General features: G+C 35.2%; 21 protein-coding genes. 4 read left to right on the forward strand and 17 right to left on the reverse strand.

What is annotated here, in order from left to right; translation table 11 throughout:
- Positions 1–32 precede the first annotated feature (32 nt).
- Entirely contained in the window at positions 33–434 is a 402-nt protein-coding gene (locus QLS97_RS07640) for an excinuclease ABC subunit B (protein ID WP_282715610.1), read from the forward strand.
- On the opposite strand, the gene uvrB is transcribed toward QLS97_RS07640, so the two are convergent.
- The 5 genes from uvrB to rlmF all read right to left on the reverse strand — a co-directional run bounded on the left by uvrB (position 431) and on the right by rlmF (position 9370).
- A complete protein-coding gene (gene uvrB / locus QLS97_RS07645; RefSeq protein WP_282715612.1) occupies positions 431–2422 on the reverse strand; it encodes an excinuclease ABC subunit UvrB in 1992 nt (663 codons plus the stop codon). The genes QLS97_RS07640 and uvrB overlap by 4 nt on opposite strands.
- Positions 2423–2547: 125 nt before the next feature.
- A complete protein-coding gene (locus QLS97_RS07650; protein WP_282715614.1) occupies positions 2548–5913 on the reverse strand; it encodes a TonB-dependent receptor in 3366 nt (1121 codons plus the stop codon).
- 204 nt (positions 5914–6117) lie between these two features.
- The gene (locus tag QLS97_RS07655) at positions 6118–7233 is read right to left on the reverse strand and encodes a FecR family protein (RefSeq protein WP_282715616.1); all 1116 of its coding nucleotides are present in this window, start codon (positions 7231–7233) and stop codon (positions 6118–6120) included.
- A gap of 89 nt (positions 7234–7322) precedes the next feature.
- Positions 7323–7931 carry an RNA polymerase sigma factor gene (locus tag QLS97_RS07660; RefSeq protein ID WP_282715618.1) on the reverse strand — a complete coding sequence of 203 codons (609 nt, stop codon included), beginning with the start codon at positions 7929–7931 and terminating at the stop codon, positions 7323–7325.
- A gap of 461 nt (positions 7932–8392) precedes the next feature.
- Positions 8393–9370, reverse strand: coding sequence for a 23S rRNA (adenine(1618)-N(6))-methyltransferase RlmF (rlmF, locus tag QLS97_RS07665; RefSeq protein ID WP_282715620.1), 978 nt, complete (start codon positions 9368–9370; stop codon positions 8393–8395).
- Between the two features lie 157 nt (positions 9371–9527).
- Here rlmF and QLS97_RS07670 point away from each other — a divergent pair, with 157 nt between their 5' ends.
- Positions 9528–10394: an alpha/beta fold hydrolase gene (locus QLS97_RS07670; protein WP_282715622.1), complete on the forward strand. Its 867-nt coding sequence runs from the start codon at positions 9528–9530 to the stop codon at positions 10392–10394.
- A gap of 3 nt (positions 10395–10397) precedes the next feature.
- Here the strand turns inward: QLS97_RS07670 and QLS97_RS07675 are convergent, their stop codons facing one another.
- The 6 genes from QLS97_RS07675 to trmD all read right to left on the reverse strand — a co-directional run bounded on the left by QLS97_RS07675 (position 10398) and on the right by trmD (position 18187).
- A complete protein-coding gene (locus QLS97_RS07675) occupies positions 10398–11060 on the reverse strand; it encodes a thiamine diphosphokinase (RefSeq protein ID WP_282715624.1) in 663 nt (220 codons plus the stop codon).
- Positions 11061–11096: 36 nt separating this feature from the next.
- Positions 11097–11918 carry a DUF4249 domain-containing protein gene (locus QLS97_RS07680; RefSeq protein WP_282715626.1) on the reverse strand — a complete coding sequence of 274 codons (822 nt, stop codon included), beginning with the start codon at positions 11916–11918 and terminating at the stop codon, positions 11097–11099.
- 40 nt (positions 11919–11958) lie between these two features.
- Positions 11959–14340: a TonB-dependent receptor gene (locus QLS97_RS07685; RefSeq protein WP_282715628.1), complete on the reverse strand. Its 2382-nt coding sequence runs from the start codon at positions 14338–14340 to the stop codon at positions 11959–11961.
- 153 nt (positions 14341–14493) lie between these two features.
- A complete protein-coding gene (locus tag QLS97_RS07690) occupies positions 14494–16716 on the reverse strand; it encodes an NADP-dependent isocitrate dehydrogenase (protein WP_282715629.1) in 2223 nt (740 codons plus the stop codon).
- Positions 16717–16982: 266 nt separating this feature from the next.
- Positions 16983–17333, reverse strand: a complete 351-nt coding sequence (rplS, locus tag QLS97_RS07695; RefSeq protein WP_131916212.1) for a 50S ribosomal protein L19 — start codon at positions 17331–17333, stop codon at positions 16983–16985.
- 176 nt (positions 17334–17509) lie between these two features.
- Entirely contained in the window at positions 17510–18187 is a 678-nt protein-coding gene (trmD, locus tag QLS97_RS07700) for a tRNA (guanosine(37)-N1)-methyltransferase TrmD (RefSeq protein WP_282715632.1), read from the reverse strand.
- 376 nt (positions 18188–18563) lie between these two features.
- On the opposite strand from trmD, the gene QLS97_RS07705 reads away from it, so the two are divergent.
- Positions 18564–19496 (forward strand): peptidylprolyl isomerase, encoded by a 933-nt coding sequence (locus tag QLS97_RS07705; RefSeq protein WP_282715634.1) that lies wholly within the window; start codon positions 18564–18566, stop codon positions 19494–19496.
- 93 nt (positions 19497–19589) lie between these two features.
- On the opposite strand, the gene QLS97_RS07710 is transcribed toward QLS97_RS07705, so the two are convergent.
- From QLS97_RS07710 to QLS97_RS07720, 3 genes are all read right to left on the reverse strand, one after another.
- On the reverse strand, positions 19590–20468 hold the full coding sequence (locus tag QLS97_RS07710) for an alpha/beta fold hydrolase (protein ID WP_282715636.1): 879 nt from the start codon (positions 20466–20468) through the stop codon (positions 19590–19592).
- Between the two features lie 189 nt (positions 20469–20657).
- A complete protein-coding gene (locus QLS97_RS07715) occupies positions 20658–21047 on the reverse strand; it encodes a GreA/GreB family elongation factor (RefSeq protein ID WP_282715638.1) in 390 nt (129 codons plus the stop codon).
- A 6-nt stretch (positions 21048–21053) separates the two neighbouring features.
- Positions 21054–22607, reverse strand: coding sequence for an FMN-binding glutamate synthase family protein (locus tag QLS97_RS07720; RefSeq protein WP_282715640.1), 1554 nt, complete (start codon positions 22605–22607; stop codon positions 21054–21056).
- Between the two features lie 398 nt (positions 22608–23005).
- Here QLS97_RS07720 and QLS97_RS07725 point away from each other — a divergent pair, with 398 nt between their 5' ends.
- Positions 23006–23341 carry a tRNA-binding protein gene (locus tag QLS97_RS07725; protein ID WP_282715642.1) on the forward strand — a complete coding sequence of 112 codons (336 nt, stop codon included), beginning with the start codon at positions 23006–23008 and terminating at the stop codon, positions 23339–23341.
- Between the two features lie 4 nt (positions 23342–23345).
- Here QLS97_RS07725 and QLS97_RS07730 read toward each other — a convergent pair whose 3' ends face one another.
- The 3 genes from QLS97_RS07730 to QLS97_RS07740 are packed head-to-tail and all read right to left on the reverse strand — an operon-like array spanning position 23346 to position 25558.
- On the reverse strand, positions 23346–23894 hold the full coding sequence (locus QLS97_RS07730) for an RBBP9/YdeN family alpha/beta hydrolase (protein ID WP_282715644.1): 549 nt from the start codon (positions 23892–23894) through the stop codon (positions 23346–23348).
- Between the two features lie 10 nt (positions 23895–23904).
- Positions 23905–24729, reverse strand: a complete 825-nt coding sequence (locus QLS97_RS07735; protein ID WP_282715645.1) for a sulfurtransferase — start codon at positions 24727–24729, stop codon at positions 23905–23907.
- A gap of 4 nt (positions 24730–24733) precedes the next feature.
- Positions 24734–25558, reverse strand: coding sequence for an alpha/beta hydrolase (locus tag QLS97_RS07740; RefSeq protein ID WP_282715647.1), 825 nt, complete (start codon positions 25556–25558; stop codon positions 24734–24736).
- Positions 25559–25635: the final 77 nt, after the last annotated feature.

The following is a 25635-nucleotide window of genomic DNA, read 5'->3' on the forward strand; positions in this document are numbered from 1 at the left end:
AAAACAATATTTTAGCTAAAAATAATAATTTGATGAATACATTCGAAGAAAAGAGGAGTTTACTTTTAGAGATGATTGCTTTTTCCACTGTTGATGGGCATTTGCATAAAAGAGAATATGAATTTTTAGCTATTGTAGCTAATGAGTTGGGTTTCGAAATTGATGTTTTTAAAGATTTATTTCACCAGGAACTACCGCAACTTCCCATTAAAACGGAGTTTTTTCGTATTCAGCAATTTTACAGATTAGCATTATTAATGCACAGTGATGGTGTTTTGCATAATAAAGAAGCGGTAGCGATTCAACAAATGGCAATTGATATGGGCTTAAATCCCATAGCAACAAAACGAATTCTTAAGTTGATGAATGAAGCACCAAATGCTATTATTGATGGCGAGATTTTATTGAATGTTTTTCAGGAACAACACAATTAAGACAATTGTCCTTGTAGTGCTTTTATTTCATCACGTAATTTTGCGGCCTGCATAAAGTCCAATTCTTTAGCAGCTTTTTCCATATTTTTTCGTTTTTCTCGAATGCGTTTCTCAATATCAGGTTTTGATAAATATTCAGTAATAGGTTCGGCGGCAGTTGAAAGAGTGTAGCCTAATTCATAATCTGCTAAAGGGTTTTTGGTAAAGGCGCTTTCTATTTTTTTATTCAAGGCTTGTGGTACCAAATTATTGGCAGTATTGTGATTAATTTGCTTGGTTCTGCGATAATTAGTTTCATCAATGGTTTTTTGCATGCTTGCCGTAATCTTATCCGCATACATAATCGCTTTTCCATTAAGGTTTCTTGCTGCACGACCAATTGTTTGCGTAAGCGAACGGTGACTTCGTAGAAAACCTTCTTTGTCTGCATCTAAAATAGCAACCAAAGAAACTTCGGGTAAATCTAAACCTTCACGAAGTAAATTCACACCAATTAGTACATCAAAAATTCCTTTTCGTAAATCTTGCATGATTTCTATTCGTTCCAAAGTATCTACTTCAGAGTGAATATAGCGACAACGAATATTAACTTTGGTTAAATATTTAGCTAATTCTTCCGCCATTCTTTTGGTTAAAGTTGTCACCAAAACACGTTCATCAATTTCTGCTCGAACTTGAATTTCCTCGATTAAATCATCAATTTGATTTAAACTTGGTCGAATTTCAATGATTGGATCTAGTAATCCGGTTGGACGAATCACTTGCTCTACAACAACGCCTTCTGTTTTTTGCAATTCATAATCGGCTGGTGTTGCCGAAACATAAATAACCTGATTTTGCATTGCTTCAAATTCTTCAAATTTCAAAGGACGATTGTCCATTGCTGCAGGAAGTCGGAAACCATATTCCACTAAATTTTCTTTTCGGCTTCTGTCTCCGCCATACATAGCGCTAACTTGTGAAAGCGTTACGTGACTTTCATCGACCACCATTAAGTAATCTTTCGGGAAATAATCCAACAAGCAAAAAGGTCTAGTTCCGGGTAAACGACCGTCTAGGTAACGGGAATAATTTTCAATTCCAGAACAATAACCGAGTTCACGAATCATTTCTAAGTCAAAATTGGTACGTTCTTCCAATCGTTTTGCTTCGAGATGTTTTCCTATTTCCTTGAAATAATCAACTTGTTTTACTAAATCCTGTTGGATTTCCCAAATTGCACCCTGCAAAACATCTGGCGAAGTAACAAACATATTAGCAGGATAAATAGTCAGTCTGTCAAATTTTTCGATGACCTGAGAATTCTTTGTGTCGAAACTTTCAATTTCCTCGATTTCATCTCCAAAGAAATGGATTCGGTACGCTTCATCCGCATAACTTGGATAAACATCTACTGTATCACCTTTTATTCTGAAACTTCCGGGATTAAAATCGGCTTCAGTTCTGGAGTATAAACTTTGCACAAGCTGATGTAATAATTTGGTACGAGAAATAATTTGTCCTTTCTCAATTGGAATCAAGTTTTTCTGAAATTCTATCGGATTTCCAATACCGTATAAACACGAAACCGATGCCACGACCAAAATATCTCTTCGTCCGGAAAGCAACGAAGCGGTTGTTGACATTCGCATTTTTTCAAGTTCTTCATTGATGGATAAATCCTTTTCAATGAAAACGCCGGTTACAGGCATAAAAGCTTCGGGTTGGTAATAATCGTAGTACGAAACGAAATATTCGACGGCATTATTCGGAAAAAATTGCTTGAACTCTGAGTATAATTGTGCCGCCAAAGTTTTGTTGTGTGCCAAAACCAAAGTGGGTCTTTGCACTTCCTGAATCACATTGGCCACGGTAAATGTTTTTCCGGATCCGGTAACTCCTAAAAGTGTTTGGAATTTATCACCATCAATAATCCCTTGAGCTAATTTTTCAATGGCTTGCGGTTGGTCGCCTTTGGGCTGGTAATCAGATACTACTTGGAAATTCATTTAATTAAGGGGCAAAGTTTTAGAGTTGCAAATGTACAAAGTTTGGATTCTTTTTTCACCAAAGTTTTAGTCAAAAAAAAACCATCCCGCTTTACAGGATGGTTTTTCATTATTAAAAAAAGTTCTTAGAAACTGAAGTTTAATCTGGCAAAAACAAAACGACCGTTTTGACCAAATTGAGAAACGTTTCTTGAATATACAAATTGGTTTGCATTTGACAAATCGATTGTTGCAGGAGCAGCTGTATAATCAATAGCTCCTGATACTAATCTAGGTCTGATTGCAGTTTGCGTACCAAGATTCATATCTGGATAAATATCAAAAATATTATTAGCTCCAATAACAATTTTTGCAGCATTAGTAATTTTGAAACCAACAGATAAATCAGTAATAATTTTAGCTCCCCAGATTGGGTGCTCAATTTCTACCGCTTGACCGTTTACTATAATACCTTCAACTCTTCCATCACCATTTACATCCGCAGTATTTGGATCAGTAACTTTACCAAAATAAACATTTCTCAAGAAGAAATCGAATTTTTTGTAAGTAATAGAGTTAGTTAAATTAGCTTTTACTCTAGGAATTGCTTCTTGTAAATATACTCTACTTGCTTCAGAATAGTATCTGTTTATCTGACCGGCAGCTTCTAATACTGGTGAAGCATGAATTTCTCCCACTCTGTAGGTTTTAGAAAAAGTTCCTGATAAATCAGTTTTTAGAGAAACGTTATTTCCAAAACTTGTTTTATGACTTATTACAATGTCAATTCCTTTTGATTCCGTGTCAATAGCATTAGCAAAGAAAGTTGCTGCAGTTGCTCCGGCTGTATCGAATAATGCATTCAAAATTGCATTTGGAGATCCTGCTGCAGGAGTTCCGCCCGGTCTTGAAAATTGATCGGTAAGAACAACCCTGTCATCAATTTTTACAATATAAGCATCAGCAGTCAAAGTTAAATTGGCTTCTGGTATTTTAGCTGTAAAACCAACGCTAGCACTTTGAGATTCTTCTTGTTTCAATTTAGGAATTCCTAATAATTGTGCCGCTTGTGAATCATTACTGAAAGTTCCTACCTCAAATGGTACACCACCAACGAATTGTGTAGCGGTTGAATTGAAATAGATTTGGTGTAATGATGGTGCTCTAAATCCAGTTGAAACAGCACCACGTAAATTGATATTGTCTGTTAGTTTATAACGAGTCGCTAACTTGAAATTAGTTGTATTTCCGAAATCAGAATAGTTTTCAAAACGAACTGCTCCGTTTAATAACCATTTGTCCGTAACGTCTAATTCTAAATCAGTATAAAGAGCTACACTGTTACGGTCTTTATCAATTGCATTTGCTGGTCTGAAGCCTGGAAATACTTGAGCTCCTCCTGGTCTTGCTGCTCCAAAAAAGTCAGTAACTCTGATGTTTGCAGCTGTAGTTCCTGTTACGACACCCCCATTAATGTCATATTGATTATAAGAATCAGGCTCGCCAGCATTGATTTGGAAGTTTTCATGACGGTACTCTGCACCAAAAGCCACGTTTAATCCTTCTAAAACATCAAATTTTCTGTTCATGTCAAAATTAGTAGTATTTTGGGCGAAAGCCAATCCACCTGCATCAAATTCAGTTGCAGAATTTTCTCTTAAAGAGGCATTTACTGTATTTTCGATGTTGTAATCAAAAGCATTTTTTCCAAAAGTATTGCTTAAATCAAAATTCCAATTTTCGAATAGCATACCTCTAAGTCCAGCTGCAACTGAAACATCATTGATTGTAGAATGAATTTCCGGTAAAAAACCGTTTAAATATAATCCTGTATATGATCTTGCTTGATTCGGTCTTCTGTAAAAACCGGCTGCTTCACCATTTCTGTAACTAGTTCCACCAAAAGCATAGGCTTCTAATTTATCATTGATTGGATAAGCAGCATTCAAAAAGAACTGAGCACTTTGCAAGGAAGATTGTCCCACTCTCATATTAAAATCTTTTCTTTCAAGACCTCTATATGCTAATTCGCCTGCTGTAGCATCAAAATTTAATGCAGTTTGCATTTGAGAAATAGTAGTGGCACCAAGTATTGCTGTTTGCTGAGCACCTGTAAAATAAGATACACCCGGAGCATACTGTTTTATTGTGGTAAGTATTTGAGCTGTATTTGGAGTATTTGTTATGTTTCCAAACAATGTATTAATATTTGTTCCAGCTTCTGCAGCTCTTTGTTCAACGGCATTGTACCCATTGAATAAAGTTCCGGTTACATCTTTTGCTCTGCTTGTAGCATCACGTAATTGGAAACTACCAGTAGCATTAATAAAACTTTTTTCTTTACCAAGACTTGTTCCGTAGTTTAAGTCTAATTGGTAGTTACCACCATCGAAACCACCATCATGATCGTTAGCACCTTTAGAAAGATTTCCACCTCCAAAAAGGTTTACTTCTAATTTGTTCGTGTTTTTCTTAACATTAATGTTGATTACACCAGCAATAGCATCAGATCCATATTGAGCAGAAGCTCCGTCTCTTAATACTTCAATTTTTTCGATGGCAAAAGCAGGAATAGCATTTAAATCTGTTCCTACAGATCCTCTACCTGGAGATCCGTTAATATTTACTAAAGAAGAAGTGTGTCTTCTTTTTCCATTTATTAAAACCAATACTTGATCCGGTCCTAAACCTCTTAATTGTGCCGGGTCAATGTGATCCGTTCCATCAGCAACTGTTTGAGTGTTTGATGTAAACGATGGGGCAACCATGTTCAAAATTTGGTTTAAGTTTACTTGAGCTCCTTGTGAAGCAATTTCTTTCATAGAAATCACATCAATAGGTACTGCAGATTCTGTTACCGTTCTGGTAGGATTACGGGAACCTATCACAACAACATCTTGAAGTGTTTCTCCACTTCCCGTTAAAGTAACGTTTAATGTTGTGCCTGTTACAGTTACCGATTTAGTTTCAAGTCCCACATAAGAAAATTGCAAAACGTCTCCAATTTCAGCACTGATGGTATAATTTCCATCGATATCTGTTGTTGTACCTTTTGTAGTTCCTTTTACAAGAATCGTTACACCAGGTAAAGATTCCCCTTTTTCATCAACTACGCGGCCTTTAATAATTTCAGCCGTTGCGTTTTGATTTAAAGTCGAGAAAAATTCTCCATTAATTCCTGTTTTGGCAATTCCTTCTTTTTGTAAAATAATTTGATTGCTTACTTCAGTGTAATTAATTTTTAGTGGTTTTAAAATGCGTGTCAGTACGCTTGATAATGCTTCATTATTAGCATATACACTCACTTTTTGATTCAATTGTGACATTCTCGAATTATACGAAAATTTCACATGTGCCAATTTTTCAAGTTTCGTCAACGCAGTATCTAAGTTCAAATCGGTCACGGTAATAGTTACCTTAGTGTCCAGCTTTTTTTGACCTCTGATATTGTTCGCTATTGTTACACTTGAAAAGACAAGGGCTAAAACAAATTGAAATAAGGTTATTTTCATAATTCGAATTAGTAGTCGTTGTTTAAAGACGGTTTTTTTCATAGTTTTGGTCTGTTTTTATTAATATTCGTTAGTTAGGGTATTGGTAGAATACAGCAATTACTCTTTACAGAGAGTTAATTGATTTTATTCACGGCGTCGAGAATGTTACAGCATTTCCGGCGCTTTTTTTATTGTATGCTTTAATTCATAGGCAAGATAATGTTAGTTACATCCATCTGATATAATAATAATTTGGTTTCCATTCATTTCATAACTCGTATTGTTTCCAAGGCTTTTGCAAATAATTTTTAATTTTTCCGGTAAAGGCTGATCCGTTAAAGATGTTGTGAGATAGCAATCTTTTAATTTTGTTTGAGGAAAATCAATTTTCACTAAATACGCCTGTTCAATAGTTTTAAAAATTTGAGCCACAGGAATATCTGTGAATTCAAATCCCAATTGCTCTATATTGCTGGTCGAACGACTCAATGATTCATCCTGAGTTATGTCGGTAATCTTATTAAAACTTAAGTTTTTTCGAACGAATCGCAAAGCTTGATTTGGTAATAAAACAATCAGTTGGTCTTTTGGATTTGAGATTAATTCATTAGATCTTACTTTTACTTTTCCAGTTCGAACTACCACTTCCACATTTGGCTGATTAGCGTATGCTTTTATTTTAAAACTGGTTCCTACTACTTTTGTAACAATTTCATTTGCAAAGACAAAAAACGGTTTTTTAGGATCTTTACTGATTTCGAAAAAGCCTTCACCGGAGAGGTACACTTTTCTTTCATTGTCCACAAATATTTTTGGATAACTTAATTTACTGTTGGGTTGTAATAAAACAGAACTACCATCGGATAGGGTTATAATTTGTGGTTTGTCTGAATTATTAGTTTGCTCAACCAAACCTTCTTCATTTTCATTGATCAATTCACTATAACTTAACGCGGAGTTTTCAGAACTGCTGCTTTGATTGTACAACCAGCCGGATAAAAGACTTAAAACCAAAACAGCGGCAACTCCGTTAAACCATTTTTTTCTCAAAAGTTTAAGAACTGGTTTTTCGGTATCTTTTTTATTTTCTTCTGCTCTTTCAATTTTTTCCCAAGTAGCTTCCAAAGCATATTGAACGTCATCCGCAGCTAAATCATCATTAGGAACTTTCATTGCTAACAACCATAATCGGGCTTCTTCAACCAATTTAGCACGACTGGAATTCTCTAAAGTCCATTCTTCCCATTCTTGTTGGTCGTCTTTGAAACACACCCATAATCGGAATGATTCATCAGCTAAAAAGTGTTCTATCTCGGTATAATTATTACGGTGTTGCATCAAAAAAAGGGGTTACAATTATATAGAGGACCATTTTTTTAATTGATACTCACTAAAAGGTAAATTTTTTTGAATTTATTTTTTGTAGCTTAAAGTACAAATGAAAATAGCACTAAAATAAGGAAGATATTTCCTTTCCATTCTTTGCGTAAGCTCAACAAAGCACGGTGTAAAAGATTGTTTGCTGATTGATAATTAATGTCAAGTGTATCGGCAATTTGGTCTACGGTAAGTTCTTGGGAATAACGAAGATATAAGGCTTCTTTTTGTCGAGAAGGTAAATCATTTATCAGATGATTGAGATGCGAAACTTTAGAAGCTGTGGTTTCATCTGAGATAAGGTTGTGTTCAATGGAAAAATCAAATAAAAATTCAACAGTATCTATAGAAGTGCTGAGGCGAAAAATACGATCCCGTTCTTGTGATCTTGTAATTCGCTTGCGAACACATGCCAGTAAATAGGCTTTTACAACCACTTTATCACTCAGTTTGTCTCTGTAAATCCAAATATCTGTAAAAACATCTTGAACACAGTCTTGTACTTTTTCGGGAAAAGGAAGAAATGAATTTCCATAACGCACTAAATGTGCATAATGTCTTTTAAAAAGTATTGAAAAAGCATTTTCATTCCCTTCTTTCAGGCTGTTCCAAAGTGTGGAGTCCTCAAGTATTTCGGTATGTAGGAGTTGCTTTTTCACAATTTGTTTTGAATTAGTTCATTGGTTTTATGCGAAATTTTGATACATGTATTTTGATATTAAATGCCAAAAAATAATGTAAAAAGAATAATAAATGGGGTGTTATTATCTTATTTAATCGCTTTTTTGGTTTAAGAATTACGATTTTCTGTTAGCTTTTTAATGAATCGTAAAAGAATTTTTTTTTTAATTATTTAAAGATTTCTTTACCAAATTTACGCAAAATTATGTTAAAATTCATTTTTGCTCTTTAAAATAGGAAGAAATACAACTATTTATGAATAGTTGTATTTTTTTTTCGGTAAAATAAATTTATAGAAGTTTAATTATTGATTTAATAATGGAAGTTTTTTAAGGGCTTCATTCTAAATGCATAATAGGAAAAAGTATTGGTATAGATTGATTTTCCCGACTATCAAGAAGGATTGGTGGGATTGAATACTTAAACGTAAAAGGAGTTTTTATTCGAACTTCCAGGCTTTTTGTTGGGCTTCACTCAGGAAAGTCCAAGCTACTATTCGGCTTGTTTTTTGGCCTTGAGCCATATCAATCGTTTTAATTTCGACAGCACTTACCTTGTTCAATGTTTTGTAAAGACTGGAAAGATTCTCTTTTTTGGACACTAAAGTCGTGAACCATAAACACTGCATAGGATATTTAGCACTTTCGTAAATCATTTGGGTAACGAAACCTAATTCACCGCCTTCACACCACAATTCAGCATTATGACCACCAAAATTTAAAACAGGTTTAGTTTCGCTCCTTTCGGCTGCGCCTCGGGTTGTGGTTCTGGTATTTTCTAAATTATTTATTTTGCGAACTGTGCTTTTTGTGGCTTCATCTTGTGAGGCATGAAAAGGAGGATTGCAAATAGTGAATGTAAATTTGTCTTCGGGAGTGATTATGTTTTTAAAAATAAAACGCGATTCCGTTTGTTGCTGTAAACTGATGGCATCAATCAGTTTTGGATTATCTTCAATGATGGCGCTGCAATTTTCAATTGCTTGTAAATCGATATCAGTTCCTACAAAACTCCATCCGTACGCTGAATTACCAATTATAGGATAAATGCAATTGGCACCAACACCAATGTCTAAACCTTGAACAGTTTCCCCTTCAGGAATGATTCCGTTGTTGCTTGAAGCTAATAAATCCGCTATATAATGAATGTAATCTGCTCTTCCGGGAATAGGCGGACAAAGATAATTTTTAGGAATATCCCAGTTTTGAATGTCATAATGCGATAACAATAATGCTTTGTTAAGGGACTTTACGGCATCAGGATTACTAAAATCAATAGTCTCGATTTTATGTTCATTGACAGAAACAAAAGCTTCCAATTCAGGAGATTTCTCTATTAATTGCTCAAAATTATATCCAAATCTATCCAGATTTCTGGGATGTAAATTAGTCTTTTCGGTAATCGTTTTCGGTTTCATTTTCTATATTTCGATGCAAAGATAAGCATAACTATTTTGTAAAAGCACAAAGACGACTTTGACCCATTAAACAGATGGAAAATAAATCATAAAATTAGAATATTGCCGTTTTTTCGAACCATAAAAACGATTACTTTTATAAAAAAATACAAATAGCATGACTTTTATGCCGGCTTCATTTCATTTCAAAAAGAGATACATAGTTTACAGTTTACTGTTTTTGTATATCGTAATGTGTCAGTCTTGTATGACGATGCGATTTTCGAATAAGGAAACAATTACTTTTTTTGCTCCATCAAAAACAGAATTTCAGGATAAAACAATAGGTTTTGACGGCTATAAAATTCATTATGTTGAAACGGGTAATGCGCAAAACCCGACATTGTTTTTTATTCATGGCTCGCCTGGAAGTTGGAATGCTTTCAAAGAATATCTTAAAGATACTTTATTGCTCAAAAAATACCGAATGATTGCTATTGACAGACCAGGTTTTGGATACAGTGATTTTGGCGATGCTCAAAATTTAAGTGTACAATCTCAAAGAATATCGGAGTTTATAAAAAAAATCGATAATAAAAAGCCGCTAATTTTGGTGGGACATTCCATTGGCGGACCAGTTGTGGCTCAGTTAGCCGTGGATAATCCGTCTTGGTACAAACGATTGGTGATACTGGCAGGATCATTAGACCCGAAAGCTGAAAACCCGGAGAAATGGAGAACGGTTATCAAGGCAAAGCCTTTGCGGTATTTGATTCCCGGAGCATTACGACCTTCTAATGATGAGTTGTGGTGGCTGAAACAGGATTTGGTAGCTTTAGAACCAGAGCTGAAAAAGATAACTTGCGATGTTACCATTATTCATGGAACAAAGGATGCTTTGGTACCGTACAGTAATGTTGCTTTTATGAAAAAAATGTTTGTCAATGCAGAATCAATGGATACAATAACGATCGAAAAAGCGAATCATTTCATCCCTTGGAGTCATTATGAAATTGTGAGAAATGCATTGTTGACTATTCAATAAATGCTAATCCAGACATTCCATCATCAATAAATCGCCTTTGTCATGTTCTATTGTCACAATGCCGTCTTTGATGACATGATTGCTGCTTCCAGTTCTGTAACCAATGGTCAGACTATCATCTTTCAATGGATAAAATAAATTATCCGAATGAATTCCAGTCACATGACCGATGGGAATTAATGAAATAGGAGTGTTTGCCGTGTACCATTTTTCGAATTTTTTAGGCAATAAAAACACTTTTGAATGATCGTCCAAAATGACAATTTTTAATAGATTTCTGTATCGTGTGATGTTGGTAAGATTGGTAATGGTATGATCGGCTCTTCGTCCGGTTGCCCAAACGACGTTTACTGCAGGAATTTTTCTTTCGATTAAATAGTCAAATGCTTTTTCTAAATCGGTTTTATTTTGGTCCGGCGTATGAATAATTTCAATTGGATATTGAGATGTTTTATAAATTTCAGGATCAAATCCTCTGTCGAAATCTCCTAAAAGCACATCGACTTTGATGTCTAATTCCATTACTCGAACCATAGCCGAATCTAATACAACCACAAGCGGTGACCATTCCAGTAGCTGACCCAATAGTTCCGGATTACAGGATGCACCGTTGGCAATGATTAAAGCAGGTTCTTGGTCGTCGCGAACGATATGGTGTGAAGACATAGTTAATTATGAGTTGAAAATTACATGCAAATATACTTATTCAATAGTGTAATTTCTAATATCGACTTCACTAAGGGAGAAATAGCCCAAAGGATAATTTGCCTCATCGGTGGTATTGATGATATTTCCTCTTACGGTCGCAGGCGGAGATTGAAATGGTCCACCGCCATTATTTCCTGCAATACTCACCAAAACACTCATGTAATTGTAGTATGCTTTAGAAATCCCAAAATGGCTTACTTCAATTTTATCGTCTTTTTTAAGATCGTCATTTTGCGAGATGCTGAAGAATTCGTTTCCGTTAAAAAACTCGTCTTGGTCTACATAATAATTTGATTTCACTTGGTTCGAATACACATATTTGTAGAGGTAATAATTGGTTTCATTTGCTGGATCTTTATAAAATGTTTTAATTTCTATGTTTTTTCCAGTAAAGCCACCTTCGTTATTTTGCACAATTTTAGTTATTGGTGTAACGGGTTTCAATGTTTCAGTAGCAGTGTAGGTATTGCCGTTGCTGATAACAGTCAGCGTATAGGTTTCGTTGAGTACCGGAATAAAAGTAGCGCAAGTATATTCACCGGTATTCGCAATTTCTGAAAAATTGAAAACTATATTAGAGCTGTTTTTTATAGAAATCGTTGCTCCGGAAACTTTTGGAATTTCAGTGCTGTAAAATCCGGTTGTAGTGGTTAGCTTTATTTTTTGTTGACTTCCCGAAGTTCCTTTTTTCCAATTGATTGCAGCTTCGATAACCAGTTTTGGAGGCGCATTGTCTAAATCTACTTCGACAACATCTTCGCAACTTGCTGAAAAAACAGCGATGATGAATATCAGATATACTATTATTTTTTTCATGATTTTATTTTTTATTTTGTGCTCTTATTGGATACTACCATTAAAATTTGAAATTATAACTCACTGCAGGAACTACACCAAAAATCGAAGTTTTTATAGCTTCATTGGTTCCGGTATCTGAGTTTTGTCTAAAATTGATAGAGGCGGCATTTTTTCGATTGTACAAATTGTAAATGCTAAAAACCCATTCCCCTTTCCATTGACGGTCTTTGTTGCTTTTTGGAGTCAATGTTGCGGCAATATCCAAGTGATGGTATGCCGGAAGACGATTTTCATTTCTCAGTCCATAACTCGGTACATTGATTCCTAAGTATTCATATTGTCCAATTGGATACGTTACCGGTTGCCCGGTTTGCGATGCAAAATTAGCTCCAAAAGACCATTTTTCATTCAAATTATAGGAAGTGGTTATCGCAATATTATGCAATTTGTCATATACTGAATTGTACCATTGGCCGTTGTTGATTCCGGTTTCTATGGGTGTTCTTCCCGGAGTTTGTTGCTCTGATTTTGATAATGTATACGATATCCAGCCGTTAAATTTCCCTTCGTTTTTTCGGAACATAATTTCTAAACCATAGGATCTTAATTGACCGTTCAGAATTATTTGTTCAATGGCTTTATTGGCAATCAAATCAGCGCCGTCAATATAATCCAATCGATTTTGAACTTCTTTATAATACGTTTCTACTTCAAGAGAATACATGTTGTTTTCGAAGTTTTTAAAATAACCCAAAGCCACTTGATCGGCAATTTGTGGTTTGATAAAACTATCGCTTGGCGTCCAGACATCAAGCGGAGTAGGCGATGAGGTGTTCGAAATCAATTGTAAATACTGAACCATTCTGTTGTAGCTTGCTTTTACAGATTGGTCATCGTTGATTTGATACGCCAGTGAAAAACGCGGTTCCAGATAATTATAACTTTCAATCACTTTGTTTCTGTCGTAAAACTTGGTGCCAATTGGAGTTGCTTTTTCATAAATCTGTAATGCCGAATTGAACGTTACAGGATTGTCATTTTCATAAATATTCACGGTAGATTGTCCTAAACGGTAAAACATACTATAACGAAGTCCGTAGGAAAGTGCCATTTTATTTGAGATTTCGTGATCAGCATTGATGTATATAGCAGGTTCGAAAGCATATTTTTTATCCAATTGGTCAAAATTTATTCCAGAGTCAGCATCAGAAGGCTTTATAGTTCCTGGGTTGAACTCGTAATAAATTCCGTTTACACCGTAATTCAATTTAAATTTATCCGAAATATAATTCTTGAAATCGTATTTGATATTGTAGTTTTTAATGCCGGAATCCCATTTGAAACCTACAAAATCCAAATCCAAACCGTAATAATAATCACTGTAAATGAGCGATAAATTCGAAAATAATTTTTCAGAAAACAAGTGATTCCAACGAAGGTTTAAAGTCGCATTTCCATAAATGTTGGTGAAGCTTTTGTTCAGGCTGAACACATCGCGTCCAAAATAACCCGATAAATACAGGCTGTTGTTTGAATCCAATTTATAACTCAATTTGGTATTCAAATCATAAAAATAAGCCGAGTTGTTTTTTTGTTCTTCGGACAGTTTCAGGAATAAATGTGCATAGGAACTTCTGCCGCCAATAAGGAAGGAACCTTTGTCTTTTACCAATGGTCCTTCGGCCAAAATGCGGCTGGAAATCAATCCGATTCCTCCATTCACATGAAATCCTTTGCTGTTACCGTCTTTTTGATAAATATCCAAAACAGAAGAAGCTCTTCCTCCAAAACGAGCTGGAATTCCACCTTTGTACAACTTTAAATCTTTGATGGCATCCGGATTAAAAACAGAGAAAAAACCAAAAACGTGTGATGAGTTAAATATGGTTGCTTCGTCCAGTAAAATCAAATTCTGGTCGGCTCCGCCACCACGAACATTAAAGCCAGAGGCGCCTTCGCCAGCATTAGTAACACCGGGAAGTAATAAAATAGATTTTAAAACATCGACTTCTCCCAGAACAACGGGCATTTTTTTTATAGCTGAAATAGAGAGTTTGTTGACGCTCATTTCAGGCTTCTTGATGTCTATTTTGGTTTTATTATCCGTAATGATAACTTCTTTCAACGCCGTTTCATTGCTGTATAAATTGAAATTATTTTTTATATTTTGGTTCAGATTTATTGATTCTTCAATGGTTTGATATCCCAAATAACTGATTTGGACACTGTATATTCCTTGTGGTACAGTGATGGAATAAAACCCATATTCATTAGTGGTTACGCCGGTTTTTAATGCTGGAATTACAATATTGACTCCTATTAAAGTTTCATTGCTATTGGCATCAATAATAGTTCCGCTAAGTGTGAATTTTTCTTGAGCGAAACCTGAGAATGAGGATAATAATACAACTAAAAAGGTAATAATTTTCTTTGGAGTCATTGTTTAAATTTTATCGAAATGAAGAATTGCAAATTACATTAAATAGAATTTCAATTAGTGTATAAAAGATGTTAAGGTATTGCTAATATAAAAAAAAGACAACTGTTTCCAGTTGTCTTTTCAATAGTATTGCTAAAATTATAAAGCAGTTAATTAAGCGATTTTTGCCAATATAGTATTGAAAGTTTCGCTTGGACGCATTGCTTTACTTGTTAATTCAGGATTTGGTTGGTAATGGCCACCAATATCTTGTGGTTTTCCTTGTGCTGCAATTAACTCCGTATTGATTTTGGCTTCGTTTGCTGCAAATTCTGCTGCAATAGGAGTAAAGATAGCTTTCAAAGCAGGTTCTTTGTCTTGTGCAGCCAGGGCTTCTGCCCAATACATAGCCAAATAAAAATGAGAACCGCGGTTGTCAATTCCGCCTAGTTTACGTGCTGGTGATTTATCAGTTGCTAAGAATTTCTCCGTAGCGACATCAAGAGTTTCCGCTAAAACAATTGCTTTAGAATTGTTTAAAGTTTGTCCTAAATGCTCTAATGAAGCACCTAAAGCCAGGAACTCACCAAGAGAATCCCAACGCAAATATCCTTCTGCTATAAATTGTTCTACGTGTTTTGGAGCAGATCCACCTGCACCAGTTTCAAATAAACCACCACCATTCATTAATGGAACAATAGATAGCATTTTTGCTGATGTTCCTACTTCTAAAATTGGGAATAAATCCGTCAAATAATCACGTAATACGTTTCCTGTTACAGAAATAGTATCTAATCCTTTGATGATTCTTTCTAATGTGAAGTTTGTTGCATCTATAGGATTCAGGATTTGAATATCTAAACCTGTAGTATCGTGATCTTTTAAATATTTTGTAACTTTTACGATTAGTTCTCTATCGTGCGCTCTGTTATTGTCCAACCAGAAAATAGCAGGAGTGTGAGATAAACGTGCTCTGTTTACAGCTAATTTAACCCAGTCTTGAATCGGGGCATCTTTTGCCTGACACATTCTGAAAATATCTTTAGCTTCAACGGCTTGTTCCATCAAAACGGTTCCATTGGTATCTACCACACGTACCACTCCGTCAGCAGTCAATTGGAATGTTTTGTCATGTGAGCCGTACTCTTCTGCTTTTTGTGCCATCAAACCTACGTTTGGTACACTTCCCATTGTAGTTGGGTCAAAAGCGCCATGTTTTTTACAGAAATCAATAGTCGCTGTATAAACACCGGCATAACATCTGTCAGGTATAATAGCTAGAGTATCTTGTTGTTTACCGTCTTTATTGAACATCTGTCCTGAAGTACGGATCATGGCTGGCATAGAAGCATCCACAATCACATCCGAAGGAACATGAAGATTGGTAATTCCTTTTTCAGAATTTACCATGGCTAATGCTGGTCCGTTTTCTATCGCTTGATTTAATGCCGCTTCAACTTCAGCCTGAATCGGTTTTCCTGCAATTTTTGCATATACATCACCTAAACCGTTTCTAGTGTCAATGTTCAATTCATCAAATAAGGCAGCGTATTTTTCGAAAACAGCTGCGAAATATACCTCTACGATAGCTCCAAAAATAATTGGATCAGAAACTTTCATCATTGTAGCTTTCAGGTGAACTGAAAGTAAAACGTTTAATTTTTTTGCCTCTACAATTGTTTTGGCAACAAAAGTTTTTAAAGCGTTCAAGTTCATTACAGAACTGTCGATTATTTCACCCACTTTTAGTGGAGTACTCGCTTTCAAGACAGTAGTTGAACCATCTTTAGCAACGAATTCGATTTTTACATCAGTAGCATCAGCAAGAGTGATTGATTTTTCACTTCCGTAAAAATCACCACTTTCCATAGAAGCCACTTGTGTTTTTGAGTCAGCAGACCAAGCACCCATAGAGTGTGGGTTTGCTTTAGCGTAATTTTTTACTGCTTTTGGCGCTCTACGGTCAGAGTTTCCTTCGCGTAAAACAGGATTCACTGCTGAACCTAATATTTTAGAATATTTAGCTTTGATGGTTGTCTCTGCTTCGTTTTGCGGTTCTTCAGGGAAGTTTGGTAAATTATAACCATGAGATTGTAATTCAGCGATAGCCGATTTTAATTGTGGAACAGATGCCGAAACATTTGGTAATTTTATAATGTTAGCTTCTGGGGCTGTCGCTAATTGCCCAAGTTCTAATAAAGCATCTCCTGTTTTTTGATCTTCTGTCAAAAACTCGGGGAAGTTTGCTAAAATTCTTCCGGCTAAAGAAATGTCTCTAGTTTCAATTTCAATGTCAGAAGTTGATGTAAATGCTTGTACAATAGGTAAAAATGAATAAGTTGCCAATAAAGGCGCTTCATCAGTAAGGGTGTAAAAAATTTTTGATTTCTGTGTCATTTTTTTATTTTTATAATCGAATCACGGTTAAATGTAACTTATATAAGGTATTTCACTTAAAATAAGGCGAACAAATATATGAAAATCAGATGTAATAGAAGGTGGATTTTATGTAGAAAAATACGAATTTTAAGATTACTAACTTGTTATTCTTATATTGTTAGTTTTATGGGTTCATTAATCCTAAATTAGGAATTTATAAGGAAAATAGTAGACAAAAAAAAGTCCCAACACTGTTGGGACTTTTATAATAAAGAGACAGTATACTATCTTCTTTTATCTTTAATTTTAGCTTTTTTACCAGTAAGTTCTCTGAAGTAGAAAATTCTAGCTCTACGTACAGCACCTTTCTTATTGATTTCAATTTTTTGTAATGCAGGAAGATTTACTGGGAAGATACGCTCAACTCCAACAGCTCCTGACATTTTACGAATAGTAAAAGTTTCTGTGTTAGCAGAACCTCTTCTTTGGATTACAACTCCTTTGAAAAACTGAGTTCTAGTTTTTTCACCCTCTCTAATTTCGTAGTAAACGGTAATAGTGTCTCCAGCTGCAAAAACGGGGAAATCTTTTCTTGTTACGAATTCGTCTTGAACGAATTTCATTAAATCTGCCATGATAATTTTTTTAATTATGGTTTGTATTAAATCAACATTCACGGATCTCGCCAGAGGTTGAACTAATGTGGGCGCAAAAGTATATAATTATTTTGAATTATAAATTATAAATTGTGAATTATTTGATTGCTTATTCTGAGTCATTTAGAATTTAAAATTCAACATTTAAAATAATTTTACTCCTCCAGCAAATCGGGTCTTCTATTCTTCGTGTGTTTGTATGCCATATCTTCGCGCCATTTGTCAATTTTGGCAAAATTCCCGCTGGTCAAAACCTCCGGAACTTTCCATCCATTGTAATCAGCCGGGCGTGTATATATAGGTCCTGATAATAATCCATCTTGAAAACTATCTGTTAATGCCGAGGTTTCATCGCTCAAAACTCCAGGAATCAATCGGATTAATGCATCAGATAATACCAAAGCTCCTAATTCACCTCCGCTCAATACATAATCACCAATTGATATTTCTTTGGTAATAAAATGATCGCGCACGCGTTGATCTACACCTTTATAATGTCCGCAAAGGATAATAATGTTTTCGTACATAGACATCGTGTTCGCCATTTTCTGATTCAAGGTTTCCCCGTCTGGCGACATATAAATGATCTCGTCGTAGGTTCTTTCACTTTTCAAATGTGTAATACAGGCGTCAATTGGTTGAACCGTCATTACCATTCCAGCACCACCGCCATAAGGATAATCATCTACACTTTTCTGTCTGTTGGTGGTATAATCCCGTAAATTATGAAAATGAACTTCTACCAATCCTTTATCGATGGCACGTTTCATAATCGAAGCCTCAAACGGACTTCGCAATAATTCTGGGAGAACGGTAACAATATCGATGCGCATAATTTTGAATCTTAGTTTGAAAGTTGCAAAGGTACAAAGATGCTGAGGTTTTCAAATAACCAAATAACCAATTCAACGATTAAACTTTTCTTTAGGAGCTATTTCCAGCTATTCGTTGCAATCTTTCTAGTGCTGAACTTGTTTCAGGATCCTGAAACAAGTTCAGCACTAGAAAGGATTTTCACTGCTATCTGGGCTAGAATTTTGTGGAATTAAGCGATTTTTAAGTCCCGAATTAGCGAAGAGGGAAAGAGTATAATTTGCTAAAAAAAATCTGGGTAATTTTCAAACTTTCAAATAACCAAATCAATGAATCCCCCAATTCCCTTTTTAAAATTAATTTCGTAAATTTGCGCTTCAATAAAAATTAAAAAACATGGAAAACGGAATATATGCTAAATTCAACACCACTAAAGGTGCTATTTTAGTAAAACTAACACACGATTTGACTCCAGGTACAGTGGGGAATTTCGTAGGATTGGCTGAAGGAAACTTAGAAAATAAAGTGAAACCACAAGGGGTTAAATTTTATGACGGATTAAAATTTCACAGAGTAATTCCTGATTTTATGATTCAAGGTGGTTGTCCACAAGGAACAGGAACTGGAGATCCAGGGTATAAATTTGATGATGAATTTCATCCAAGTTTGAAACATGATCGTCCAGGAGTTTTGGCAATGGCTAATTCAGGACCTGGAACAAACGGTTCGCAATTCTACATTACGCATATTCCTACAGATTGGTTGGATAACAAACATACCGTTTTTGGTCATGTTGTAGAGGGTCAGGATATTGTTAATGCTGTTGAGCAAGGGGATGTTTTAGAGTCTTTAGAAATTATCAGAGAAGGTGAAGAAGCTAAAAATTGGAATGCAATTGAAGCTTTTATCACATTCAAAGGATCTCGCAATAAGCGTGATGCGGCTTTAAAAGCAGAGGTTGAGGCAGCCATGGAAAAATTAGCGGCTGGTTTTGAAAAAACAGAAAGCGGTTTACGCTACCAATTCATCCAAAGAGGTGAAGGTAAAAAAGCGGAAAGCGGAAAAACGGTTGCTGTTCATTATGAAGGTTCATTAGAGAATGGGAAAGTTTTTGATTCTTCGTATCCAAGAAAAAAACCAATCGAATTTAAATTAGGTCAAGGTCAGGTTATTGAAGGCTGGGACGAAGGAATTGCGTTGTTGCGTGTAGGTGACAAAGCACGTTTCGTTATACCATCGGATTTAGGGTATGGATCTCGTGGTGCTGGAGGAGCAATTCCACCAAATGCTACTTTGATTTTTGACGTAGAATTAATGGATGTTAAATAGTTTAAAAGATTCATATAAAATTAAAAAATCCCAAAACGAAAGTTTGGGATTTTTTTTGCAATAAATAATTGAGGTTTATCAATTCTATTAAATTTAGGAGTTTAAAAATTCAATCAAATCCTTGTTTAATTTGTCTTTTTCGATATAAAATAAACCGTGTGGCGCTCCTTCATAAATAATAAATTTATTGTCGGGTATTAATTTTGTCGCTATTTCTGAAGTGATTTCAATAGGAACTGTTTTGTCTTCGTCCCCATGAATAATTAATGTAGGAACATTTACAGATGTCATTTCATGACGAAAATCGGTTGCCGAAAATGATTTGGCACATTCTAAAGTAGCGCGTGGTGAAGCAAAAGAACACAGCATTCTGTAATAGTCTAATAAAGGTGTACTAATAGGTTTGCTGATAAAGCTCACTCCAAAAAATGTTTTTCCAAAATTATCCAGAAAACTAATTCGGTCTTCCTTGATTTGTGCTGCCATACCATCATACTTTTCTTGTGGAATACCGTTTGGATTCGAATCCGTTTGCAATTGAAATGGTGTAATTGAAGCAATAAGAACCGCTTTAGAAACCCCTTTTCCACCATGACGACTGAAATAGCGCACAACTTCTCCGCCACCCATTGAAAATCCAACAAGTGTGGCTTCCTTTAAATCCAATTGGTCAATAATAGCCTTTAAGTCGTCGGCTAAAGTATCATAATCATAGCCATCCCAAGGTTGTGACGATTTACCAAAACCACGACGGTCATAAGCAATAACTCTAAAATTATTTTGAACTAAAGTATCAATTTGGTATTCCCACATTTCATTTGATAGTGGCCATCCGTGAATAAGAATTACTGGTTTTCCTTCGCCATAATCTTTAACATATAATTTTACATTTGGTGCTGTTTCAATGTACATGTCTAATCCAGTATTATTTTTCTTTCTCGATTCGCTGCTGTTTCTTTGACTAATTTCCATAATAGTTACTATTTACAAGATGAATTTAATATTCGTCTTTTGTAAAATTAGATGGATTTGAGAAAAAGAGTATTATAGAATTTGTGTAAATAGTTGTAATTTTTTTGTTTTCGAAGATAAAAAGAAAGAATTTCCGCTTATAGATAAAAAAAACACCTTCATAAATGAGGTGTTTAAAAGAGTTGGTAATTAGTTGTTTGCAGTATTCGTTACGGCAATTATTTTTAAATTTTTAATGCCGGCAGGCAATTGCCATTCCACTTCGTCATTTTCTTTAAAGCCTATTATAGCGACGCATAAAGGAGCTAAAATTGAAACTTTGCCTTCTTTAATGTTGGATTGTGAAGGCATGACAATTTGAATTTTCATTTGCTGTTTTGTCTTGGTGTCTTCGACTGTTGCATGAGAATTCATTCGAATAATAGATTCGTCGAGAATACCTTCTTTGTTGACAATTGCTCGGTCTAATTCTTGTATAAGCAAAGCGATTTCTCTAATATTCGTACTGTCTTTTGCGTTTTTCACCAATTCCCGAAGAATGTTATAATCGGTAATTGTTAAAACTGGAGTTGGTTTCATATGGATTTAGTTTAAGTTTATTTTTTCGGTTTTAGCTTTGTTTTCAAAATCGTTAAAGAATAGTGATGTAAAACTTTCATTCGTTTTATGGTCAATTCTGCGGTAAAAAACATCTGGAGTAATCGCTTTTGGAGAATCAAATCCACAAGCTCCAATGAATTCTGCAAAAGCTTTTAACGTGTTGTTGTGAAAATGAGCAACGCGCACACTTTTTTCAGTAATATCCAATCCTTTGTATAAAGCTTTATCTTGGGTTGCAATACCTACAGGACATTTACCACTGTCGCATTGCAACGCTTGAATACAACCCAGCGCAAACATCATTCCTCGTGCGCTGTAACATGCATCGGCACCAAGTGATATTGCTTTGGCGATATCAAAACCAGTAATGATTTTTCCTGAAGCCATAATTTTAATTTGATCCCTGAGTTCATATTGCTGTAAGGTTTTGGTAACAAATATCAAAGCATCAGAAAGTGCCATTCCCATATAATCAATAAATTCTAAAGGCGCTGCTCCAGTTCCTCCTTCTGCTCCGTCGATGGTAATAAAATCAGGTACAATTCCTGTTTTTTTCATGGCTTTAATGATGTTAATAAATTCATCTTGACGCCCAATACAAATTTTGAATCCCACTGGCTTTCCATTTGATAAGTGTCTTAATTTCTTTAGAAAAAGCAATAATTCCGTACTGTTTGAAAAAGCAGTGTGTCCCGCAGGAGAATGTACTGCAATGTGAGGCTGGATATTTCTAATTTTAGCAATTTCAGGCGTGTTTTTTTCGCCTGGTAATAATCCTCCATGTCCTGGTTTTGCTCCTTGAGAGAGTTTTAACTCAATCATTTTAACTTGTGGGAAGTTGGCTTTTTCTGTAAATAATTCTTCCGAAAAGGTACCATCGTCTTTTCTGCATCCAAAATATCCAGTCCCAATTTGCCAAATTAAATCACCGCCTTCTAAATGAAAATCGCTGATTCCTCCTTCGCCCGTATTATGCGCAAATCCGCCTTTTTGAGCTCCTTTATTCAAAGAAGAAATAGCAGTTTTGCTCAATGCGCCATAACTCATAGCGCTAATATTATAAATACTGGCGCTATACGGTTGCAAACACTGGCTGTTCCCAACGGTAGTTCTGAAAAATTGTTTGTCGGCTCTTTTTGGATAAATGGAATGTGCTGCCCATTCGTACCCAATTCTGTTGGGATCATCCTGCATTCCGAAAGAAATAGTTTGCTTTACATTTTTGGCTCTTTGATAAACGATAGTTCGTTGTCTGCGATTAAATGGTTTTCCGTCTAATTCGCCTTCAAAGAAATATTGACGCATTTCCGGACGAAAAGATTCTAGGAAATACCTGAATCGACCCACAATTGGGTAGTTTTTTTTAACCGTGTGTTTGGATTGAAAAGTATCCGAAATCAGTAAATAGACTAATAAAAGAGGAATAACCAAAAATAAATAATCAAGATAATCGAAATAAATTAATACGCTGCTGATTACTAAAAACGAAAGGGTAGACGCCCAAATAATTTGGTGCGCTGCTAATTTTTTTAAAAACATGTTTTTAAATTAGATTTAATTTTAAAAAGAGAACTTTTAAAATTTCAGGTTAAATAAATGATGTAAAGTAAAACCTTCGTCTCGAAGTAGTTTGATTTTATATAGACGAAGGTCTAATCAACAAAGGCTTTTGAATGCGAAAATTTTGCACTAAACACAAAAATCTCTTTAAAAAGAGTGGCTGAGATTAGTCTTGTATTTGGAAATATTTTCATAAAAAAATTAAATTTCGCAATACAAAAGTACATTCATTTCTTTTAGTTCTAATACGTTTAACTTGTATTTAACATGTTAAATTGGCTTGACAGAGCTTTTAATTATGAAATATCTGTTTCTAATAAGTAGGTTTTTATTTTGTAAAATGTAACTTTATACTTCGAAATTAAAACTGAATTTAAATGGAATTAACCTGGACTGAATTTGAAAGAGTAGAAATGCGTGTAGGAACTATTTTGGAAGTAAATGATTTTCCTGAAGCTCGAAAACCAGCGTATCAATTGACGATTGATTTTGGTTCTGAAATTGGAATCCGAAAAACATCCGCACAAATAACGAAACGTTACGCGAAAGAAGATTTACTCAACCGACAGATTGTTGCCGTAGTCAATTTTCCTAAAAAACAAATCGGAAAATTCATGAGCGAGTGCTTGGTATTGGGCGCAGTAGGAGATGAAGGTGATGTGATTTTACTGGCTCCCGATTTTAAAATAGAAAACGGATTGCGAATTGGATAAATAATTAGGGATTCCTTTTATTTATTAATTGTTGCAAAATTAACAGCCCTTCTTCCCAATACTCTAAATTGGACTCCGAATTAATGTGCCCTTTTTGACCGACATTGAAAAAATCACTTCCCCATTTTTTCGCAAGATATTCGGCTCTTTCAATTGATATATACGGGTCATTTTCACTGCTTATAACTATTGAAGGGAAGTTGAGTTTCAATTTTGGAATAGGGGCAAAGTTCCAAGTTACTTCAGGCGTATGCTTAGGCGAGTCAACATCGGCAGGAGCGACGAGTAAAGCGCCTACGATATTCTGATTACTATTGGCGGAAGCCCAATGCATAACCATTGAAACCGATAAACTATGCGCTACTAAAACAGTTGGAGTGTCTAATTTTTGGATTGTTTCATTGAGATTAGTAAGCCAGTTTTTAAGTTGAGGTTCCTCCCAATTGTCTTGAATAAGCTTAATTGAATTTTCAAATTTTCGCAGCCAATAACTTTGCCAATGTTTCTCTCCCGAATCTCCAAGTCCTGTTAATATTAATAATTTTGGTTCCATATTTTACAGTCTATTTTTCTATTGGGAGATTTTCCAGTTGTCCCCATTCTGTCCAAGAACCATCGTAGACGGATTTAGGATTTTTACCTATCAATTCATATGCAATTAAATCAATACAAGCTGTAACTCCGGAACCGCAAGTGAATATTAGAGGTTTGTCATCAGTTTTTAAGATTGTAAGTAATTCTTCTTTTGGTAAAAATTTTCCATTTTGCAAGAGTTGTGTATACGGAATATTTATAGAACCGGGAATATGACCGCTTCGTAATCCTGGTCTAGGCTCATCGCCAATTCCTTTGAATCGGTTTTCTGCACGGGCGTCAATCAGAACGGCATTTTTGGTTTGTATATTCTCTAAAATTTGTTCTTTACTTTTTACGAATTCCGGGATAAATTTTGCTTCAAAATTACCAACGGCATAGATTGGATTTTCTGGTATTTTTTCAACAGGATAGTCATTATTAATCCATTCAGGTAATCCGCCATCTAAAACAGCAACATTTTGATGTCCCATTATTTTAAACAGCCACCAAGCTCTTGGACTCGAATAAATACCCAATTTGTCGTAGACTACAATTACACTGCTCTTGTTAATTCCTAGTTTTCTAGCTTCGATTTCGAATTGTTTGGGACTCGGAAGTGTGTTAGGTAGAGGATTAACAGTATCGCTGAAGGTGTGCTTTATATCAAAATATCGAGCACCTTTAATTTGGATATTTTCTAAGCCAGCTTTTAAATTGGATTGATTCTCTTTTAAACTGGCATCGAGGATTATTAAGCTTGGATCTTTAAGATTAGCTTGAAGCCATGCGGCACTTACTATTGGTTCTGTCATTGTTTTAGTGTTTCTTTTCCTTAATAATTCTGCGAACTTCATTAAGTAATAAAGGGAAAGCAGGTGCTGTCATGTTGTGACCAAATCCGTCTAATTCATATAGTTTCGTGTTTTTGTGTCCCGCAATTTTCATCATGCGCATTAAATATGCGTTTTCTTCATAACGGCCTAGCATTTCTAATTCACGGTCTCCGGTTATCAGTAATAAAGGCGGAGCATCTGCACGAACATGAAAAAGTGGAGCTAATTCATCTATTACCGGCTGTGTGTCTGCAATTCCGCGTTCTTTTCGAACTAAAAAATGAGTAATTGCCTGTCCGCTAAGAGGAATAAGACCAGCTATTTTATTGGCATCGATTCCTTGAGTGTTCAGCCATTTTTTATCTAAACCTATCATGCTTGCCAGATATCCACCTGCAGAATGACCCGATACAAATAGCAAAGATTCATCTCCACCAAATGCAGGGATGTTTTTAAAAACCCAAGCTACAGCAGCTGCAGCATCCTCAATATATTTTGGGGCACTAACTTTTGGACCTAAACGATAATTGACTGAAATAACTGCAATCCCTTGGTTTTTTAGCTCTTCAGGAAGTTCTTTATTTCCGCCGGTTAATCCACCACCATGAAACCAAATCACGGTTGCAAATCCGGCACTGTTTTTTGGATAATAGACATCAAGCACGCATCGTTCTTTTATATATGCATCTGATTTATATATGGCTTCTGTGTAATAAGGAAGATTGGTTTGTGTTGCATATTCTAATTTTTGAGCTGAAATACTAACACCAAAAAAGAATAGCAATACGAAAAGGGAAACGTTTTTCATTTGAAATTATTTATTTTTTAAATGTACAAAAAAAGTCCAAAAATCAAATGACTTTTGGACTTTTTGCTTTTGTAAGT

This window comes from Flavobacterium yafengii (genome assembly GCF_030010375.1).
In the GTDB taxonomy this organism is placed as follows: domain Bacteria; phylum Bacteroidota; class Bacteroidia; order Flavobacteriales; family Flavobacteriaceae; genus Flavobacterium; species Flavobacterium yafengii.